At 73.1% G+C, this 19,201-nt stretch carries 17 protein-coding genes; all 17 read right to left on the bottom strand.

Features of this window, described 5'->3' with window-relative positions; genetic code table 11:
* Positions 1–98 precede the first annotated feature (98 nt).
* The 17 genes from FGI33_RS03895 to rsmH all read right to left on the bottom strand — a co-directional run bounded on the left by FGI33_RS03895 (position 99) and on the right by rsmH (position 19,143).
* Positions 99–1,016 carry an RluA family pseudouridine synthase gene (locus tag FGI33_RS03895; protein ID WP_119401109.1) on the bottom strand — a complete coding sequence of 306 codons (918 nt, stop codon included), beginning with the start codon at positions 1,014–1,016 and terminating at the stop codon, positions 99–101.
* A gap of 137 nt (positions 1,017–1,153) precedes the next feature.
* Positions 1,154–1,807: a DivIVA domain-containing protein gene (locus FGI33_RS03890; protein ID WP_237582296.1), complete on the bottom strand. Its 654-nt coding sequence runs from the start codon at positions 1,805–1,807 to the stop codon at positions 1,154–1,156.
* 139 nt (positions 1,808–1,946) lie between these two features.
* The gene (locus tag FGI33_RS03885; protein WP_119401130.1) at positions 1,947–2,246 is read right to left on the bottom strand and encodes a YggT family protein; all 300 of its coding nucleotides are present in this window, start codon (positions 2,244–2,246) and stop codon (positions 1,947–1,949) included.
* 67 nt (positions 2,247–2,313) lie between these two features.
* Positions 2,314–2,808 carry a cell division protein SepF gene (locus FGI33_RS03880; protein ID WP_119435141.1) on the bottom strand — a complete coding sequence of 165 codons (495 nt, stop codon included), beginning with the start codon at positions 2,806–2,808 and terminating at the stop codon, positions 2,314–2,316.
* A 47-nt stretch (positions 2,809–2,855) separates the two neighbouring features.
* On the bottom strand, positions 2,856–3,587 hold the full coding sequence (locus FGI33_RS03875) for a YggS family pyridoxal phosphate-dependent enzyme (RefSeq protein ID WP_119435142.1): 732 nt from the start codon (positions 3,585–3,587) through the stop codon (positions 2,856–2,858).
* Complete coding sequence (ftsZ, locus tag FGI33_RS03870; RefSeq protein ID WP_012038543.1) at positions 3,584–4,723, bottom strand: cell division protein FtsZ; 1,140 nt, start codon at positions 4,721–4,723, stop codon at positions 3,584–3,586. Before ftsZ ends, FGI33_RS03875 begins: the two co-directional genes overlap by 4 nt.
* A gap of 137 nt (positions 4,724–4,860) precedes the next feature.
* On the bottom strand, positions 4,861–6,216 hold the full coding sequence (locus tag FGI33_RS03865) for a cell division protein FtsQ/DivIB (RefSeq protein ID WP_237582295.1): 1,356 nt from the start codon (positions 6,214–6,216) through the stop codon (positions 4,861–4,863).
* Complete coding sequence (murC, locus tag FGI33_RS03860) at positions 6,213–7,643, bottom strand: UDP-N-acetylmuramate--L-alanine ligase (protein WP_119435635.1); 1,431 nt, start codon at positions 7,641–7,643, stop codon at positions 6,213–6,215. Before murC ends, FGI33_RS03865 begins: the two co-directional genes overlap by 4 nt.
* 44 nt (positions 7,644–7,687) lie before the next feature.
* Positions 7,688–8,788 carry an undecaprenyldiphospho-muramoylpentapeptide beta-N-acetylglucosaminyltransferase gene (gene murG / locus FGI33_RS03855; RefSeq protein ID WP_237582294.1) on the bottom strand — a complete coding sequence of 367 codons (1,101 nt, stop codon included), beginning with the start codon at positions 8,786–8,788 and terminating at the stop codon, positions 7,688–7,690.
* A complete protein-coding gene (gene ftsW / locus FGI33_RS03850; protein ID WP_119433758.1) occupies positions 8,785–10,074 on the bottom strand; it encodes a putative lipid II flippase FtsW in 1,290 nt (429 codons plus the stop codon). Before ftsW ends, murG begins: the two co-directional genes overlap by 4 nt.
* Positions 10,031–11,575, bottom strand: a complete 1,545-nt coding sequence (murD, locus tag FGI33_RS03845; RefSeq protein ID WP_119433757.1) for a UDP-N-acetylmuramoyl-L-alanine--D-glutamate ligase — start codon at positions 11,573–11,575, stop codon at positions 10,031–10,033. Before murD ends, ftsW begins: the two co-directional genes overlap by 44 nt.
* A 2-nt stretch (positions 11,576–11,577) precedes the next feature.
* Positions 11,578–12,687: a phospho-N-acetylmuramoyl-pentapeptide-transferase gene (gene mraY / locus FGI33_RS03840; protein WP_119402132.1), complete on the bottom strand. Its 1,110-nt coding sequence runs from the start codon at positions 12,685–12,687 to the stop codon at positions 11,578–11,580.
* Complete coding sequence (locus tag FGI33_RS03835; protein ID WP_119433756.1) at positions 12,681–14,090, bottom strand: UDP-N-acetylmuramoyl-tripeptide--D-alanyl-D-alanine ligase; 1,410 nt, start codon at positions 14,088–14,090, stop codon at positions 12,681–12,683. Before FGI33_RS03835 ends, mraY begins: the two co-directional genes overlap by 7 nt.
* A 1-nt stretch (position 14,091) precedes the next feature.
* The gene (locus FGI33_RS03830; protein ID WP_119433755.1) at positions 14,092–15,636 is read right to left on the bottom strand and encodes a Mur ligase family protein; all 1,545 of its coding nucleotides are present in this window, start codon (positions 15,634–15,636) and stop codon (positions 14,092–14,094) included.
* Between the two features lie 12 nt (positions 15,637–15,648).
* Positions 15,649–17,430 carry a peptidoglycan D,D-transpeptidase FtsI family protein gene (locus tag FGI33_RS03825; RefSeq protein ID WP_119433754.1) on the bottom strand — a complete coding sequence of 594 codons (1,782 nt, stop codon included), beginning with the start codon at positions 17,428–17,430 and terminating at the stop codon, positions 15,649–15,651.
* 85 nt (positions 17,431–17,515) lie between these two features.
* Complete coding sequence (ftsL, locus tag FGI33_RS03820) at positions 17,516–18,190, bottom strand: cell division protein FtsL (RefSeq protein ID WP_119401192.1); 675 nt, start codon at positions 18,188–18,190, stop codon at positions 17,516–17,518.
* Positions 18,187–19,143, bottom strand: a complete 957-nt coding sequence (rsmH, locus tag FGI33_RS03815; RefSeq protein WP_119433753.1) for a 16S rRNA (cytosine(1402)-N(4))-methyltransferase RsmH — start codon at positions 19,141–19,143, stop codon at positions 18,187–18,189. The genes ftsL and rsmH overlap by 4 nt, the downstream gene beginning before the upstream one ends.
* Positions 19,144–19,201: the final 58 nt, after the last annotated feature.

The raw sequence follows: 19,201 nt of genomic DNA, 5'->3' as shown, positions 1-19,201 counted from the left end.
CGAACGAGTCGTTGCGGGGCACGGGTCTCTTCTACTGGTCGATCGACGGTGTGGCCATCATAGGCAGGCTCCGGGAGGCCCCTCGGGCGTGTCGCGCGTCAGTCGCGCAGGACGTCCAGCGCGTGCTGGAGGTCCGCCGGGTAGGTGCTCGAGAACGACGCGCGGTCTCCCGTGGCGGGGTGCGTGATCTCGAGGCGCATGGCGTGCAGCCACTGCCGGTGGAGGTCGAGCTGGGCCGAGAGCGTGGGATCCGCGCCGTACATCGCGTCGCCCGCGCAGGGGTGGCGCTGCGCCGCCATGTGCACGCGGATCTGGTGGGTGCGGCCGGTCTCCAGGTGCACCTCCAGGAGCGCCGCGCGCCGGAACGCCTCGAGCGTCTCGTAGTGGGTGACGGACGGCTTGCCGTCGGCGGTGACCGCGAACTTCCAGTCGCTGCGGGGGTGGCGGCCGATGGGCGCGTCGATGGTGCCCGACAGCGGATCCGGGTGGCCCTGGACGACCGCGTGGTAGATCTTCTCGACCTCGCGGTCGTGGAACTGGCGCTTGAGCTCCGTGTAGGCGCGCTCGGTCTTGGCCACCACCATCAGGCCGCTCGTGCCCGCGTCCAGCCGGTGGACGATGCCCTTCCGCTCCTCCGCGCCCGAGGTGCTGAGGCGGAAGCCGGCGGCGGCCAGGGCGCCGAGGACGGTGGGGCCCGTCCAGCCGACGCTCGGGTGGGCCGCGACGCCGACGGGCTTGTCAACCACCACGATGTCGTCGTCGTCGTGGACGATGCCGAGGTCGGGGACCGCGAGCGGGACGACCGAGGGCTCCTGTCGCGGCTGCCAGCTGACGGCGAGCATGGATCCGCCGACGAGGCGGTCGGACTTGCCGGCCTCCCGCCCGTCCTGGGTGACGCCGCCGGCCTCCGCGACCTCGGCCGCGAAGCTGCGGGAGAACCCGAGGAGCCGGGCGAGGCCCGCGTCGACGCGCTGGCCGTCGAGCCCGTCGGGGACGGGGATGGTGCGGTGCTCCATCGGGGGACCTCTTCCGGTGCGGGGGATGCGTCGATGCGCGGGGGCGCGGGCCGCGCGAACGACGACGGCGACGCGGGACCCCGTGGCTCCGAGGAGCCGGGTCCCGCGCCGCCGTCGGGCGCGCGGGTGGTGCGGTGCTAGTTGCCGAACGAGGCGGTGGCGGGCGCCTCGCTGGAACCGGCGGAGTCCAGCTCGCGGAGCTGGCCCTCGATGTAGCCCTTGAGCTTGGTGCGGTACTCGCGCTCGAACGTGCGGAGCTCGTCGATGCGACCCTCGAGGACCTGGCGCTCCTTCTCCAGGGCGGCGGTCTTCGAGCGCTGCTCGGCCTCGGCCTCGGCGGCGATGCGCGCGGCGGTGGCGTGCGCCTCGGCGACGAGCGCGTCGCGCTTCTCGACGCCCTCGCGGACGTGCTCCTCGTGGAGCTTGCGGGCGAGCTTCAGCAGGCTGCTCGTGCTGGAGGTCTCGTCGTCCTCGTCCGCGGAGGGGGCGGCCGGCGCCTGGGCGACGACCGGGGCGGGCTCGGGCTCCGGGGTGGGCTCGGGCTCGGCGACGACGGCGGGCTGCTCGACCGCGGCGGGCGCGGGAGCGGGGGTGTCGATGGCCGTGGTCGCGGCGGGGGCGGCGTCGCCCGACGAGAGGCGCTGGCGCAGCTCCTCGTTCTCCTGGTGGAGGCGTCGCAGCTCGACGACCACCTCGTCCAGGAAGTCGTCGACCTCGTCCTGGTCGTATCCCTCGCGGAACTTGGTCGGCTGGAAACGCTTGTTGACGACGTCTTCAGGAGTGAGAGCCATGGCCTGCCACCTCTTTTGTGCGTAGAGCGGGGTCCGCACGAGCGGACGGGGATTCGGGACAACGTGCGACCCAACGCTACCAGCGGATCGCGTCGCTCCGGGGACCCGCGCGCGGATCGGCGGACGTGGTGGCCGCGTCTCAGCGCAGGACGCTGCCGGCGACGTTGAACAGGATGATCGCCACGAGCATCGTGATCATCCAGCCGAAGTCGAGCGCGACCGGGCCGAGGCGCAGCGGCGGGATGAGCCGGCGGACGAAGCCGATGGGCGGGTCGGTCACCGTGTAGGACGCCTCCGCGACGATGAGCATCGCCCCGCGCGGACGCCACTGCCGGGACAGCGACTGGACCAGGTCGAGGACGAACCGGCCCCACATGCAGACGATGAACGCCAGGAGGGCGAACCACAGGACGGTGGCGATGATGGTGACGATGAGCACGGACACAAGTATGGCGGGCGCCGATGGGAGGTCCCGTCGGCGCCCGCCATCTCGGGGGCTCGGTGGATCAGCGTCCGAAGAAGGAGGCCTCGACCTCGGCGTCGGTGGCCGACTGCTCGCCGGACACGGCGACGTGCGACGGCGACAGCAGGAAGACCTTCGCCGTGACGCGCTCGATCTTCCCGTAGAGGCCGATGGACAGGCCGCTCGCGAAGTCGATGAGGCGGCGCGCGTCGTCGTCCGTCATCTGCGAGAGGTTGATGATGACCGGGACGCCGTCGCGGAAGTTCTCGGCGATGACCTGGGCGTCCTTGTAGGCCTTGGGGTGGACGGTGAGGATCTCGTTCATTTCAGCCGGCGCCGCATTCCTTGTGGTGGTCGAGGGCTTGTGCAGGGGGGTCACGGGTGCGCGCTTCGCCTGCTGCTGGGGTGCGGGGGCGGGCGTCGGGACGGCCTGCACGGGCGACTGCTGCTGCTGCGCGGGCTGCTGCCCCTGCTGGTACTCGAGCTCCTCGTCGGCGAGTCCCAGGTACACCATGGTCTTGCGAAGTGGGTTGGCCATCATTCCTCTTTCCGGGCTCGGCCTCCGACCGGACCGCACTGTCGACATTAAGGGCCGTCGGGCCGCTTTCCCGTGATTGCCGATCCGATCCGAAGGTGTGTCGCGCCCTCGAGGAGCGCCTCGCGGAGGTCGCCGGACATGCCCGCGGAGATGGCGCCCGCCGCGGGCAGGATGCGGCGCACGTCGTCCGAGATGCCGCGGAGGCGCGCGAACGCGCGGCGGGGCTCCCCGTCGTCGGGCGCGACGGCCATGACGCCGAGGACCCGGATCCCGGAGGACGCCGCCGCGTGCTCCGCGAGGGCCTCGGCCTCCGCGGGCGCGACTCCTCCGCGCCCCGGGTCGTCGGTGAGGTTCACCTGCAGGAAGACGCGGGTCTCCTGCTCGTCGGATGCGAGCGCGTCGACGAGGGACGCGCGGTCGACGGAGTGGATCACGGAGGCGTAGCGCCGGACCTGCCTGGCCTTCTTGCCCTGCAGCTGGCCGACGAAGTGCCAGGCGACGCCGGCGCCCTCGAGCTCCGCCGCCTTGCCCTGGGCCTCCTGGTGGCGGCTCTCGCCGAGGTCCCGCACGCCGAGGTCGACGAGGGCGCGCAGGAGCGAGACGGGCTGGAACTTGGTGACCACGATCGTCGTGACCTCGTCGGGCCGGCGGCCGGCCGCGCGGATCCCGTCGGCGACGTCCGCCTGCACGGACGCCCACCGCTCGGCGAGGCCTGGGTGGGCCTCGCCGGGGTGGGCGTCCGACGCGTGCGCGCCGCCGGTGAGCGGAGCGTCCGTCACTTCAGGAAGTCGGGGATGTCCAGGTCGTCGCCGTCGTCCTCGAACGTCGGGTCGCTCGCGGGGACGGACGCGACGGGCGCCTCCGCCTGCGGGCGGGCCGGCGCCGACTCGACGGCCTCGGGAGCGGCTACCGCTCCCCCGCCCGCGGCGACGAAGCCGCTGCGGCGGTTCTCGACCTTGGAGGCCGGCTCGCCGCCGTCGAAGCCCGCCGCGATGACGGTGACGCGCACCTCGTCGCCGAGGGTGTCGTCGATCACCGCGCCGAAGATGATGTTCGCCTCGGGGTGCACGGCCTCCTGCACGAGCTTGGCCGCGTCGTTGATCTCGAAGATGCCGAGGTTGGACCCGCCCTGGATGGAGAGCAGCACGCCGTGGGCGCCCTCGATGCTCGCCTCGAGCAGGGGCGACGCGACGGCGAGCTCGGCGGCCTTGATGGACCGGTCGGCGCCGCGGGACGACCCGATGCCCATGAGCGCGGATCCGGCGCCCTGCATGACCGACTTGACGTCGGCGAAGTCGAGGTTGATGAGTCCCGGGGTCGTGATGAGGTCGGTGATGCCCTGGACGCCCGCGAGGAGCACCTGGTCGGCGGTCGCGAAGGCCTCGAGCATGCTGATGCCGCGGTCGCTGATCTCCAGCAGGCGGTCGTTCGGGACGACGATGAGGGTGTCGACCTCGTTCTTCAGCGTCGCGACGCCGAGCTCGGCCTGGGCCGAGCGGCGCTTGCCCTCGAAGCCGAAGGGCTTCGTGACGACGCCGATGGTGAGCGCGCCGATCGACTTCGCGATGCGGGCCACGACGGGCGCGCCGCCGGTGCCGGTGCCGCCGCCCTCGCCCGCGGTGACGAAGACCATGTCGGCGCCCGCGAGGGCCTCCTCGATCTCCTCCGCGTGGTCCTCGGCGGCGCGACGGCCGACCTCGGGGTCGGCGCCGGCGCCGAGGCCCCGGGTGATCTCGCGGCCGACGTCGAGCTTGACGTCCGCGTCGCTCATGAGCAGCGCCTGCGCGTCGGTGTTGATCGCGATGAACTCCACGCCCCGCAGACCGAGCTCGATCATGCGGTTGACGGCGTTGACGCCGCCACCGCCGATGCCGACGACCTTGATGACGGCGAGGTAGTTCTGGTTGTTCGACACGACGGGCCTCCGCTAGAACCTTCGACCTCCGGTGGAGGCTTAGAGTTTACTCAGTATGCATTTCCTGATCCCGACGTTAGGGGGCTCGGGGTCGGTGCGACGACTCCCGTGCCGCGTGTCGCGAAGGCCGGGCGGGATCAGGGTCCGGCGACCGGCGCGTCGGGCGCCGAGACGTCGTAGGAGCCGACGTCGCCGCGCGCCTTCACGAGCGCCTGCAGCACCTGCGCCTTGTCGGCCGAGCGCTCGCCGCTCCCCCACAGCACCTTCTTGCCGCTGCGGAGGGTCAGCATCACGTCGTCGGTCGTGTTCGCCTGGATGCTGTCGACCTGCGGCAGGAAGTCGGCCGGCAGCGCGACGAGCACGGCGGCGGCCGCCTGGAAGCGCGGGGACGAGAAGTCCGCGCTCGGCAGGTCGATGAGCGGGTAGCCGTCCGGGCGCGCGGTGGAGCGCTCGATCGTGATGCCCGCGGGATCCACGAGGTCGAAGCCCGCGCCCGACTGGATCACGGCGACGGGCGTGCGCTCGACGACGCGGATCACGAGCGTCGACGGCGGGCGGCTCTCGGTGCTGTAGCTGCGGATGAGCGGGAACGCGCGGAGCTCGTCGCCGACGCGGTCGAGGTCGACGAGCGGGAGCGGCGTGCCGACCTGGTCGGAGAGCGCCGCCTGGATGCTCGCGGGCGACACGCGGTCGGCGCCCTCCACCTCGACGGTGCGGAGGGCGAGCAGGGGCGAGTACACGGCGATGCCGACGACGATCGCCAGGGTCAGCACCGCGCCGAGCGCGCCGAGGAGCCCCGCGCGGCGACGCCGGGCGCGCTGCGTGAAGCGGCGGACCTCCTGGCGCTCGTAGCGCTGGCGCTCGCGGCGGGCGCGGCGCAGCTGGCGGCGGGCCTCGGCGTCGCCGGTGGCGGCGCTCGCGGGGCGGGCAGGACGGTGGGAGCGGGGCGCGGGGTCGGCGTCCGCGGCCGTGCGGGTGCGGCGACGGGGCGGCTTCGCGGCGGCCGCTGCGCCGGCGACGCCGCGGGCCCGGGCTCCGAGCCGGCCGGCGAGGCCCGTGCGGGGCGCGGCCTCCTCGCGGCCCGTGCGGGGCGTGGGCGGGGCCTGGACCGGCGCCTGCGCGAGGTGCGGGAGGACGATCGGCTCGGTGTCGGGCTCGTCGTCGTCGCGCCATGCGGCCCGGGGGCGCGGGGTCGCGGGCGTCGCCGACGAGGGCGCGATGGACGGGCCGGATCCGGCGGGCGAACCGGCGCGAGGCGCCGTGCCGGTGCGCGGCACGGGCGGCGGGCTGACGGGGCGCGGGGTCGCGGGACGGGACGGCGCCCCGGCCCCCGGTCGCGCGGGCGGCGTCGCCGGGGCGGACGGCGTCGCGGACGCGTCGGCGGGACGGGATCCGCGGCGACGGCGGGCGGCCGGGTCGGCCCCCTCGACGGGCGCGTCGGACGCGGGCGGCTTCGGGACCCGGGGCCGGTCGAAGCCCTCGGGCCGCTTCACTCGCCGGGCCGGGCGGACGCGGCGGGCTGCGGGGATCCGGCGGGACGCTCGAGCGCGCCGACGACCTGCGGGATGATCCGGTACACGTCGCCGCAGCTGAGGGTCACGATGAAGTCGCCGTCGCGCGCGATCTCCGCCGCGCGGTCGGCCGCCCGCTGCCAGTCCGGCAGGTAGTCGACGCGGCTCGCGTCCTGGAACCGCTCGGACACCAGGGCGCCCGTGACGCCGGGGATCGGGTCCTCGCGGGCGCCGAAGACGTCGAGCACGATGGTGTGGTCGGCCAGCTCCTCGTAGACGCGCGCGAAGTCGCCGGCCATCATCTGCGTGCGGCTGTAGAGGTGCGGCTGGTGGACGGCGATGATGCGGCCCTCCCCCACGACCGTGCGCGCGGCCTCGAGCGCGGCGCGCACCTCGGTGGGGTGGTGCGCGTAGTCGTCGTAGACGCTCACTCCGCGGACCTCCGCGTGCAGCTCGAAGCGGCGGCCGGTGCCGGAGAAGCCGGCGAGGCCCGCGATCGCGTCGTCGGGATCCACGCCGAGGCCGACGAGCACGGCGTAGGCGCCCGCGGCGTTGATCGCGTTGTGGCGGCCGGGGACGCGGAGCGCGGCGCGGCGGGACACGCCGTCGTGGGTGAGCGTGAACGCGACGGGGCCGTCGGTGACGATGTCGGTGATCCGGATGTCGGCCGCCGGGTCCTCGCCGAAGGTGACGACCCGGCCCTCGATGCGGGCGGTCACGCGCCGGGCGCCCGGGTCGTCGCTCGAGATGACGACGAGCTCGGACGCCGCGCTCGCGAAGCGGACGAACGCGTCGTCGAAGGCCTCGTGCGAGCCGTAGTGGTCGAGGTGGTCGGCGTCGACGTTGGTGATGAGCGCGACCGCGGTGTCGTAGAGGAGGAACGAGCCGTCGGACTCGTCGGCCTCGACGACGAACAGCTCCTCGGAGCCGGGGGCGCTCGAGACGCCGAGCCCGCCGATCACGCCGCCGTTGACGAAGGACGGGTCGCGGCCCGCCTCGAGGAGCGCGGTGACGATCATGCCCGTTGACGTGGTCTTGCCGTGGGCGCCCGCGACGGCGACGAGACGCTGGCCGCTGATGAGCCAGGCGAGCGCCTGTGAGCGGTGCAGGATCGGCAGGCCCCGCTCCTTCGCGAGCACGTACTCGGGGTTGTCCTGCCAGAGCGCGCCCGTGACGACGAGCGCCTCGGCGTCGCCCACGTGCGCAGCGTCGTGGCCCACGTGGATCTCGGCGCCGAGCTCCCGGAGCGCCTGCACGGCGTCGGAGTCGCGGGAGTCGGATCCGGTGACGCGGTGGCCGGCGGCGAGGAACAGGCGCGCGATGCCGCTCATGCCGGACCCGCCGATGCCCACGAAGTGGACGCGCCCGAGCTCGGTCGGGATGTCCATGGTCAGGTCGGGTGCGATCACGTGCGGTCTCCTCGGGAGGTGGGAAGCGGGGCGGGCGGCGGCGGTCAGCGCCGCGCGGCGGGCCGGGACGGGCGGGCGGCGACGGCGTCGCGGACGAGGTCGGCCATGCGGGCCGCGCCGTCGCGGGTGCCGACGGAGGTCGCGGCCCGGGACATGCGCGCGAGCGCCGCCGGGTCGGACAGGAGCGGGAGGACGTGCGCGAGCACCCAGTCGGGCGTGAAGTCGGCGTCGGCCACGACGATCCCGCCGCCGGCCGCGACCACGCCGCGGACGTTGACGGCCTGCTCGCCGTTGCCCACCGGGTACGGCACGTAGACCGCGGGGACGCCCACCGCGGTGAGCTCGGAGAGGGCGCCGGCGCCGGCGCGGGAGACGACGAGGTCGGCCGCGGCGATCGCGAGCTCCATCCGGTCGGAGTAGCCGACCACGTGGTAGCGCTCGACGCCCGGGTCGGTGAACTCCTGCGCGCCGCCGACGATGTGCAGGATCTGCGCGCCCGTCGCCGTGATGCGCTCGGCCACCTGCACGACCGTGCGGTTGAGGCTGCGCGCGCCCGTGGATCCGCCCGTGACGAGCAGCGTCGGCCGGTCGGCGTCGAGGCGGAGCTCGGCTCGCGCGGCGTCGCGGACGGCGTCGCGGTCGAGGGTCGCGATCTCGCGGCGCAGCGGCATGCCGACCGCCTGCGCCCGGGGGAGGGCGGTGTCGGGGAAGGTGATGCCGACGGCGGTGGCGACGCGCGCGCCGAGGCGGTTGGCGAGGCCGGGCGAGGCGTTGGCCTCGTGCACGACGACGGGGACGCCCGACCGGCGCGCGGCGAGGTAGGCGGGCGCGGCCGCGTAGCCGCCGAAGCCGACGACCACGTCGACGCCGCGCTCGGCGATCATGCGGCGGATCTGGCCCACGGCCCGCGCGAAGGCGGGCGCGAAGCGCACGGCGGCGCCGTTCGGGCGGCGCGGGAAGGGCAGCCGCGCGATGGTGAGCAGCTCGTAGCCGCGCGCCGGGACCAGCCGCGACTCGAGGCCCTCGCGCGTGCCGAGGACGAGGATCGTCGCCTCCGGCTCGCGCGCGCGCAGCTCGTCGGCCACGGCGAGCAGCGGGTTGACGTGGCCCGCGGTGCCGCCGCCGGCCAGCAGGTAGACGGTCACGAGCGCATCCCGATGACGGCGGGCACTACGTCCGGCGACTCCTCGGTCGTGGGCCTGCGGGCGAAGCCCAGCACGATGCCCATCGCCACGAGCGTCGTCACGAGCGAGGACCCTCCGGACGACACGAAGGGCAACGGCACCCCGAGCACCGGGAGCAGGTTGAGCACCACGCCGATGTTCACGAAGGCCTGCACGATGATCCAGGTCATGACGGCGCCCGTCGCGACGCGCGCGAACGTGTCGGTGTTGGCGCGGATCACGCGGATGAAGCCGATGGCCAGGACCACGAACAGGAGGATGACGACGATCGCGCCGATGAGGCCGAGCTCTTCGCCGATGATCGCGAAGATGTAGTCGTTGTCGGCCTCGGGCAGCCACATCCACTTGGCCTTCGAGTTGCCGAGGCCGACGCCGAAGATCCCGCCGGCGGCCAGCGCGTACAGGCCGTGCGTGGACTGCCAGCAGCCGCCCGCGTAGTCGCACTGCCCGGTGAGGAACTCGGTGACGCGGCGCATGCGGCTGTCGCTGATCACGGTCATGAGCACCGCGAGCACGGAGCCGATCGTGAGCATCAGCGTGAGCTTGCCGATCGGGATGCCCGCGAAGAACAGGGCGCCGAGCACGATGCTCGCCATGATGATCACGGTCCCGAGGTCGCCGCCGAGCGCGACGAGTCCCACGGCCCCGCCCGCGACGGGCAGCACGGGGATCAGGATGTGCGGCCAGGTGCGCAGCAGGTGGCGCTTCCTCGCGAGGATGAAGGCCAGCCAGATCACGAGGCCCACCTTGATGAGCTCGGCGGGCTGGAACGTGGTGCCCGCGATGCGGATCCAGCCGATGTTCTCGCCGACCTTCACGCCCATGGGGCCGAACACCAGCAGCTGCACGGCGCAGGCGGCGAGCAGGAGCACCCACGCCCAGCGCTTCCAGAACATGGGCGGCACGAGCGAGACGACGAGCATGAGCGGCACGCCGATGAGCGCGAACATGCCCTGCTTGAGGAAGATGCCGAAGAAGCCGCCGCCGGCGACGAACGAGTCGATGCTCGACGACGACAGCACCATCACCAGGCCGAAGACGACCAGGAAGAGGGTGGTGCCGAGCAGGAGGAAGTAGGAGCCGCTCTCCGCGTGGAAGGCGCGGCCGAGGTGGATCCGGGCGGCGAGGCCGCGGCGCTGCGTCCCCTCCTGCGCGTCCTGGTCGGGTGCCTGCGGGGTGCGCGGACCGCGGGGGCCCGGCGCGTCAGCCGCGCGAGGGGTCCGCGTCGTTCTCGGGGGCAGTGTCATCCGCCGCACCTCCCAGGTGGTGGTCGACCGCGGCCCGGAATCGGCGTCCGCGATCGGCGTAGTCGGTGAATTGGTCCATGGATGCCGCTGCCGGTGCCAGGAGGACGGTGTCGCCCTGCCGGGCCACGCCCGCCGCGAGCCGCACGGCGGACCGCATGACCTCCTCAGTGTCGCTCTCGGCCACCTCGAGGACGGTGACGTCGGGCGCGTGTCGCGCGAATGCCGCGAGCACCTCGGCGCGCTCGACGCCGATGACCACCGCGGCGCGCAGGCGCGGCGCGTGGACGCGGATCAGCTCGTCGAGCTCGACGCCCTTGAGGAGGCCGCCGACGAGCCACACGACCGAGGGGAACGCCGCGAGCGACGCGGACGCGGCGTGCGGGTTCGTGGCCTTGGAGTCGTCGACGAACGCGACGCCGTCGCGCTCCCCCACCCGCTCGATGCGGTGGCTGTCGAGCTCGAAGCGCAGGAGCGCCTGCCGCACGACGCCGGGCTCCACGCCGAAGGACCGGGCGAGGGCCGCCGCGGCCAGGATGTTCTGCACGATGTGCGGCGCCGCGAGGCCGACCGCGCGCAGCTCGTCGAGGGTCGTGAGCTCGAGGGCGCTCGTGAAGCGCTCCTCGAGGAAGGCGCGGTCGCAGAGGATCCCGTCGACGATGCCGAGGTCGCTCGGGCCGGGCGCGTCGAGCCCGAAGCCGATGGCGCGCGCGCCGTCCTGCACGTCGGCCGCGCGGAGTGCCTCCTCGGTGGCGCGGTCGGCGCGGTTGTAGACGCACGCGACGCGCGTGTCCGCGTAGACGCGGCCCTTCGCGGCGGCGTACGCCTGCCGCGACCCGTGCCACTCGAGGTGGTCGTCGGCGAGGTTGAGGAAGGCGCTCGAGTACGGCCGCACCTCGCGCATGTAGTGCAGCTGGTGGCTGGAGAGCTCGACGACGAGCACGTCGAAGCCGTCCGGGTGGCGCACGACGTCGAGCACGGGCAGGCCGATGTTGCCGCACGGCACCGCGCGCACGCCGCCCTCCTGGAGGAGCGCGGCCGTGAGCTGCGTGGTGGTGGTCTTGCCGTTGGTGCCGGTGATGGTGATCCACTCGGCGGGCGTGCCCGTCTTGTCGCGCACGCGCCAGGCGAGCTCGATGTCGCCCCACAGCGGGATCCCCGCCCCCGTCGCCCAGGCGGGCAGCGGGTGCGCGGGCGCGTAGCCGGGCGACACGACGACGAGCTCGGGCGCGAACGCCACGAGCTCCGCCGGGACGGGCTCCTCCTCGGTGGGCCGGACCAGGCGTCCGCCGATCACGTCGAGCAGAGCCAGCCGCTCGGGCGACGCGTCGGCGGCGACCACGAGCACGTCCGCGCCGAGCTCGATGAGCGTGTCGGCCACGGAGAAGCCCGTGCGGCCGAGGCCGAGGACGGCGACGCGGAGGCCGGTCCAGTCGTCGTGCCAGCTGTGCAGGGAGTCGGGTCGCGCGAGCGCCCGGCCGTCGTCCAGGGGAGCGTCCGTCATCTCTACTGCGTGATCCATTCCAGGTAGAAGGTGCCGACGCCCGCCGCCACCAGCAGGCCGGCGATGATCCAGAAGCGCACGACGACCGTGACCTCCGCCCAACCCTTGAGCTCGAAGTGGTGATGGAGCGGGCTCATGAGGAAGATGCGCTTTCCGTGCGTGAGCTTGAAGTAGATGCGCTGCAGCACCACCGAGCCCGCGACGATCACGAACAGGCCGCCGATGAAGACGAGGAGCAGCTCGGTGCGGCTGAGGATCGCGAGGGCCGCGAGAGCGCCGCCCAGGCCGAGGGATCCGGTGTCGCCCATGAAGATCTGCGCGGGCGAGGTGTTCCACCAGAGGAAGCCGATGAGCGCGCCCACGATGGACGCCGCGATGATCGCGAGGTCGAGGGGGCTCGCCACCTCGTAGCAGCGGTACTCGTTCTGGTAGCTGGAGACGCTGTCGCACGACTGGTTGAACTGCCAGAAGCCGATGATGACGTAGGAGCCGATCGAGAAGATCGAGGCGCCCGCCGCGAGGCCGTCGAGCCCGTCGGCCACGTTCACGCCGTTCGACGCGCTCGCGACGATGAGGCAGATCCACACGATGAACAGGCCCGTGCCGATGACCGCCCCGAGCGCCATGAAGTCGAGCGGCAGGTCGCGGAACAGGCTGATGGCGGTGGACGCGGGCGTGAGGCCGGACACGGGGTCGCGCAGCGTGATCGCGAGCACCGCGAACACGGTCGCGACGACGACCTGGCCGGCGATCTTCTGCCAGCCGCCGAGCCCGAGGGACTGCTGCTTGCGGGTCTTCAGGTAGTCGTCGAGGAACCCGACGAAGCCGAGGCCCACCATCATGAACACGACCAGCAGGCCCGACGGCGTCACGGGGTCGAAGCGGATCCCGTCCCACGTGAGCAGGTGCCCCACGAAGTAGCCGATGACGCTCGCCAGGATGATGACGATGCCGCCCATGGTGGCCGTGCCGCGCTTCGTGTGGTGCGACTGCGGTCCGTCGTCGCGGATGAACTGGCCCCACTGCAGCCGGTGGAACAGCTTGATGAACAGCGGCGTCAGGAAGAGCGTGAAGACGAGCGAGATGGCGCCCGCGCCGAGGAGGGCTACCACGAGTACTTCTCCCCCAGCTCGTCGCCGAGGAAGCGGAGCCCGGCGGAGTTCGACGACTTCACGAGCACGAGGTCGCCGTCGCGGAGCACGCGGTCGAGGATCTCGCGGGCCTCGGCCGCGTCCTCGGCGAAGATCGACTCGCCGTCCCAGGAGCCCTGCGCGATGGCCTCGAGGTGCAGGCGGCGCGCGGCGCGACCCACCACGACGAGCTGGCCGATGTTGAGGCGCACCGCGAGGAGGCCGACGCGGTCGTGCTCCTCCTCGGAGAACTCGCCGAGCTCGCTCATCTCGCCGAGGACCGCGACAGTGCGCTGCTCGGGGCCGCGAATCTGCGCGAGGGTGCGGAGCGCGGCGGCCATGGAGTCGGGGCTCGCGTTGTAGGCGTCGTTGATCACGGTCACGCCGTTGCCGCCCAGCACCTCCATGCGCCAGCGCTCGGCGCGCTGCACGGTCTGCAGGGCGGACACGATGGAGTCCCCGTCGACGCCGAGCGCCCAGGCGCCCGCCGCCGCGGCCAGCGCGTTGGTGACGTGGTGCTCGCCGAGCACGCGGAAGGAGACGGGCCGCGCGGACCCGTCGGGCAGGTGCAGCGCGAAGGTCGTGCCCGCGGCGGACGCGACGACGTCGGTCGCGCGGACGGCGGCGCGGGCGTCCCGGCCGAACCACAGCACGGGCGCCTCGGTCTTGTCGCTCATGGACGCGACGCGCGGGTCGTCCGCGTTGAGGACGGCCGTGTCCTCGGGCAGGAGGTCCTTCACCATCTCGGTCTTCGTGACGAGCGTCCGCTCGATGCCGCCGAAGCCGCCCGCGTGGGCGAGGCCCACGGTGAGGACGATGCCGACGTCGGGCTTGGCCATGCGGATCAGGCGCGTGATCTCGCCCAGCCCGCTCGCGCCCATCTCCGCCACGAGGAACCGCGTGGAGCGCGTGACCTTGAGCATGGTGAGCGGCGCGCCGACCTCGTTGTTGAACGACGCGACGGGCGACACGGTCTCGCCCTCCGTGGAGAGGATCGCGTGCAGCAGGTTCTTGGTGGTGGTCTTGCCGTTGGATCCGGTGACCGCGACCATCCGCAGGTCGCCGAGCGCGCGCACGCGCGCGACGACCTCGTGCGCGAGCCGGCCGAGCGCGTCGACGACGTCGGGCACGAGCACCTGGGGCACGGGCAGGTCGAGCTCGCGCTCGACGAGGAGGAGCGCGGCGCCGGCCTCGACGGCCGCGGGGGCGAACAGGTGGCCGTCGGTCTCCTCGCCGGGCTTGGCGACGAAGATCCCGCCGGACGCGATGAGCCGGCTGTCGGTGTCGACGACGCCGTCGACGACGGTCTGCGCGGTCGCGTCGCCGCGCAGCAGGAGGCGGCCGTCGACCGCCTCGGCGATCTCGGCGAGGGTGAGGGCGATCATGTCAGCTCCAGCCTGCGTCGCGGAGGGCCGCGCGCGCGTCGTCACGGGCGGAGAACGGGATCTTGCGCCCGGCCACCTCGTGGTAGTCCTCGTGCCCGGGTCCGGCGACGAGGATGGTGTCGCCCTCGCCGACCAGCGACACCGCCGTGCGGATCGCGGTCGCGGGGTCGGGCACCTCGTGGATCTCGCGGTCGGGCACCGCGGCCGTCGCGCCCGCGATGAGGCTGGCCCGGATCGACGCCGGGTCCTCGTAGCGCGGGTGGTAGTCGGTGATGACCACGACGTCGGCCAGCCGGGCCGCGATCGCGCCCATCTCGGCGCGCTTCGTGGTGTCCCGGTCGCCGTCGGCGCCGAACACCATGACGAGCTTCCCCGGCGTGAACGGCCGGAGCGCCTGCAGGGTCTGCTCGAACGCGTCGGGGGTGTGCCCGTAGTCGACGAAGAAGAGGGGCCCCGCGTCGCCGGAGACGCGCTCGGCGCGGCCCGGGATGTACGCCTGGATGCCGCCGTCGCGGTCGAGGACGTGCGCCACCGCGTCGAGGTCGTAGCCGGACTCGACGAGCATCACGATCGCGAGGCCCGCGTTCGCCGCCATGAACCAGCCGGGGACGGGCACGCGCGAGACGAGCACGCGGTTGTCCGGGCCCTCGAGGCGGAATCCCGTGGAGTCGGGCGTCTGCTCGAGCACGGTCACGGTCCAGTCGGCGTCGACGCCCGGCTTCGAGGAGATCGTCGTCATCGGGATCCGGGAGCCCTCGACGATGCGCTGTCCCCACTCGGTGTCGAGCGAGACGACGCCGCGGCGCGCGCGGTCGGGGTCGAAGAAGGACAGCTTGGCGTCGAAGTACTCCTCGAAGTCGGCGTAGTCGTCGAGGTGGTCGTGGCTCAGGTTGATGAACGCGGCCACGTCGAACACCAGGCCGTCCACCCGATGCCGGGTCAGCGCCTGCGCCGACACCTCGATCGTCACGGCGCGGACCTCGGCCTCGCGCATGCGCGCCAGGAGCGCGTGCAGCTCGCTCGCCTCGGGCGTCGTGAGGCGGCTGGTGATGTGCTCCTCGCCGATGCGCCGTTCGGCCGTGGAGGTGAGGCCGGTGACGACGCCGAGCTGACGGAGAAGACCGTCGAGCAGGTACACCACGCTCGTCTTGCCGTTGGTGCCCGTGACGCCGTACAGCGTCGCCGGGTTCTCCGCCGAGCGGTGGACCCACGCGGCGATGTCGCCGAGGGCCGCGCGCGGGTCGGGGGTGAGGATCACCGGCAGGCCGGAGCCCTGCGCGTCGGCGAGCCCGTCGGGGTCGGTCAGCACCGCGACCGCGCCGCTGGCGGCCGCGTCGGCGGCGAAGCGGGCGCCGTGCGCGCGGGCCCCGCGGAGCCCGACGTACAGGTCGCCGGGCTGCACGTCCCCGGAGGACAGGGTCACGCCGGTGACCTCCACGTCGTCCACGTCGCCGACGACGTCGAGCGCGAAGTCGCGGACCAGGCCGGACAGCGACCGTGCGACGGGATGCTCGGGGCGGAGGGCGGGGGTGGCAGGGGAGGTCATCGCCCTCATCTCTCAGTAGGTCGTCGGGAGGTTCGGGGACGGCACGCTGGAGGGCGGGACCCGGTAGGTCTTCAGGACCTGGGACATGATCTTCTGGAAGACCGGCGCCGCGGCCGCCGAGGACTTCATGGTATCCGGATTGGCCAGGCTGATCGACACGACGTACTGGGGGTCCTCGGCCGGCGCGAGGCCCGCGATCGACACCAGGTAGTTCTTGCCGTACTTGCCGTCGGCCTCGGCGACCTGCGCCGTGCCGGACTTCGCGGCGACACGGTAGCCGGGAATCGTGAGGTCCTTCGAGAGGTGGCCGTCGGTGACGACCGTCTCGAGCATGTTGACGGTGGAGTCGGCCGCCTGGGGCGAGATGACCTGCGTGCCCGTCGTGTCCGGCTGGTCCGTCACGGTGCCGTCGGCGGCCTTGCAGCCCGAGACGAGCGACAGCGGGAGCTTCACGCCGTGGTTGCCGATGGTCTGGTAGATGCTCGCGACCTGCAGCGCCGTGGTCGTGAGGCCCTGGCCGAACATGGTCGCGTAGTTGGTCTGCGGGTCCCACTCCTGCCAGGGGCGCACGAGGCCGCTGCTCTCGCCGGGGAAGTCGATGGCCGTCTTCTCGCCGACGCCGAACGCCTTGAGGTAGCCGTAGCGGTCCTCGGCGGACAGCCGCTCGCCGAGCGCCGAGATGCCCGTGTTCGAGGAGTCCATGAGCACGCCCGCGAGCGTGAAGCGCAGGTCGGGGTGGACGTAGCTGTCGCTGAGCCTCACGTCCGGGCGCGTGAACGTGTAGGGCGCCACCACGTGGGTGCCCGCGTCCGCCTTGCCGGAGTCGAGGAGCGCCGCGGCGGTCACGGCCTTGAGCGTGGATCCCGGCTCGAACGGCGAGCTGAAGGCGCGGCTCCCGCGGTCCTCGGGCTTCGTCGCGGACACGTCGTTGGGGTCGACGGACGGGTACTCGGCGACCGCCAGGACCTTGCCCGTCTTCACCTCGACGATGGTCGCGTGCCCGTAGTCGGCGCCGACCTTCACGGCCTGCTCGGCCACCGCGGTCTGCGCGAAGTACTCGAGGTCCGTATCGATGTTGGTCATCACGTCGCTGCCGTCGACGGCGGGCTTCTGCGTGACGGTGCTGCCCGCGATGGCCACGCCGTCCGCGCCGCGCTCGTAGGTCTGCGCGCCGTCCTGCGCGGCGAGGCAGGAGTCGTACTCCTGCTCGAGCCCGGCCTTGATCGTCCCGTCGCCCGCGATGTAGCCGAGGACGCTGCCGGCGATCTGCCCGTTCGGGTAGGTGCGGCTCGAGACGGCCTGGAAGTAGATCCACGGGATCTTGAGGTCCCGGATGGCGAGGTACGCGTCGACGTCGACGCCCTTCGTCACGTAGCCGAACAGCGACTTCGGGTCGGCCGCGAGGGCGCCCGTGATCAGCCCGTCGATCTCCTCGGGCTTCTGCCCCGTGATCGCGCCCAGCTGCGCCTCGGCGTCCGCGAGCGACACGTCCTGCTTGACGGGCTTCCCGTCGTCGCCCGTGACCGTCCGGGTGAACGGCCCGGCCTTGGACGGATCCATCGTCACGTCGTAGCGGAGCACGCTGTCCGCGAGCACCTTGCCGTCGGCGTCGTAGATGCTGCCGCGCACGCCGGGCAGCACCTGCGAGATCGCCCGCTTGCCCAGCGACTCCTCGTTGAGCTCGGTGGCCTGCACGACCTGGATGTCGATGAGCTTGACGACGAAGACCCCGATGACGGCGAGTATCGCTATGAGGGAGAAGGCGATGCGCCGTCGGTTCGAGATCGTGGTCACTCGGGGGTCCTCTCGGTGCCTGCGGTGCGGTGCTCCGTCGGAGCGGTGTCGTGCGATGGTCGCGGCCCCTCGGAGGGGCGCGGGATCAGCGGGTCTGCGGGGTCGGGATCGCCGTGGCCGACGCTAGCCCGGAGGCCGCGCCCGACGCGGGAGGCGCGCTCGGGGTCCCGGCGGTCACGCCGCCGGAGGCCTCGGCGGACCCCGGGATGGCCGATCCGGGGTCGACCGTCGCGGTGCCGTCCTGGGCGGTCGCGGCCTCGACGGCGGCCGCCCGCTTCGCCGGGTCGCTCTCGATGGTGAGCGGCACCCCGGAGAGGAGCGAGTTGCCGATGAGCGTGTCCGCGGTGAGCGCCGTCGTCGCGCCGTCCTTCGCCTGCGGGGTGCCCTGGATGGTGCCGTCGAGCGAGAGGAAGGACGGCGACGCGCTCGCGACCATGCCGAGAGCCTGGGCGTTCCGCGCGAGGTTCTGCGGGGACGACAGCCGGTCGACGTCCTCCGTGAGCGCCTGGTGCGTGCGGTCCAGCTCCTTCTGCTGCTGCTGCAGGGACTGGATCGCGTACGCCCCGTCGGACAGGCCGATGGAGAGCAGGAGCTGCGCGAGGAGGACGGCGAAGAGCCCGCCCACCACGATCACGGCGTAGACGGTGCGCGGTCGCGCGCGGCGCTGGCCGCGGGTGGCGACGACCTCGATGTGGCGGGTGGGCGGCTCGGCGGACGGCCGGATCCGGGGACGCGCGGTCGCGCGTGCTGCATCGGTCATGCGTGTCGCCTCCTGGCTCGTTCGGCGGCGCGCAACCGGACGGAAGCGGCGCGGGGGTTCTGGGCGATCTCGTGCTGGTCCGCGAGCTCGGCGCCGCGGACGAGGAGCTTGAGCTCCGGACGGTGCTCGGGGAGCTCGACGGGGAGGCCGACGGGCGCGGTGCTCGTGGACCGGGCACGCAGCTCGCGCTTGACGATGCGGTCCTCGAGCGACTGGTAGGACTCGACGACGACGCGACCGCCGACGGCGAGCCGGTCGATCGCGGCCGGCATCGCCCGGGCCAGCACGCTCAGCTCCTGGTTGACCTCGATGCGCAGCGCCTGGAACACGCGCTTGGCCGGGTGCCCGGCCCGCTGCACCGCGGCGGGCGTGGCCTGCTGGATGATCTCCACGAGCCGCGCCGACGTGGTGATCGGCTCGAGCTCGCGCGCCTGGACGATGCGGCTGGCGTAGCGGGGGGCGAGCTTCTCCTCGCCGTAGTCGTAGAAGATCCGGCGCAGCTCGAGCTCGTCGTACTCGGCCACCACCTGCGCGGCGGTCAGGCCGGCGGTCCCGTCCATGCGCATGTCGAGCGGCGCGTCCTGCGAGTACGAGAAGCCGCGCTCCACGCGGTCGAGCTGGAGCGACGAGACGCCGAGGTCGAAGAACACGCCCTGCACCTCCCCGATCCCGAGCCCGTCGAGCGCGCGCCCGATGCCGTCGTAGACGGTGTGGACCAGGTGGACCCGGTCGCCGAAGCGCGCGAGCCGCTCCCCCGCGATGGCGAGGGCATCCGGGTCGCGGTCGAGCCCGACCAGCCGGAGGTCGGGCAGCGCGTCGAGGAACGCCTCGGAGTGGCCGGCCATCCCGAGGGTGGCGTCGACCAGGACGGCGCCCTCGCCCTGGAGGGCGGGGGCGAGCAGCTCGAGGCACCGCTCGAGGAGGACGGGGGTGTGGATGTCGTCGAGTGCCATGGCATCCCGATGTCCTGTCCGCGGCTCCTGATCCCCATCCGTCCCGACCTGCCACCGG

The organism is Clavibacter phaseoli (assembly GCF_021922925.1).
GTDB classification, from domain to species: domain Bacteria; phylum Actinomycetota; class Actinomycetes; order Actinomycetales; family Microbacteriaceae; genus Clavibacter; species Clavibacter phaseoli.
Note: the sequence above shows the minus strand (reverse complement) of the source record. Positions and strands in the feature narration are given on the sequence as shown.

Excerpts from the sequence above, each read along its gene's own strand:
- FGI33_RS03895 (WP_119401109.1), bottom strand. The coding sequence starts at position 1,016 with ATGGAGCACCGCACCATCCCCGTCCCCGACGGGCTCGACGGCCAGCGC.
- FGI33_RS03890 (WP_237582296.1), bottom strand. The coding sequence starts at position 1,807 with ATGGCTCTCACTCCTGAAGACGTCGTCAACAAGCGTTTCCAGCCGACC.
- FGI33_RS03880 (WP_119435141.1), bottom strand. The coding sequence starts at position 2,808 with ATGGCCAACCCACTTCGCAAGACCATGGTGTACCTGGGACTCGCCGAC.
- ftsW (WP_119433758.1), bottom strand. The coding sequence starts at position 10,074 with ATGACACTGCCCCCGAGAACGACGCGGACCCCTCGCGCGGCTGACGCG.
- murD (WP_119433757.1), bottom strand. The coding sequence starts at position 11,575 with ATGACGGACGCTCCCCTGGACGACGGCCGGGCGCTCGCGCGACCCGAC.
- FGI33_RS03835 (WP_119433756.1), bottom strand. The coding sequence starts at position 14,090 with ATGATCGCCCTCACCCTCGCCGAGATCGCCGAGGCGGTCGACGGCCGC.
- FGI33_RS03830 (WP_119433755.1), bottom strand. The coding sequence starts at position 15,636 with ATGACCTCCCCTGCCACCCCCGCCCTCCGCCCCGAGCATCCCGTCGCA.
- ftsL (WP_119401192.1), bottom strand. The coding sequence starts at position 18,190 with ATGACCGATGCAGCACGCGCGACCGCGCGTCCCCGGATCCGGCCGTCC.
- rsmH (WP_119433753.1), bottom strand. The coding sequence starts at position 19,143 with ATGGCACTCGACGACATCCACACCCCCGTCCTCCTCGAGCGGTGCCTC.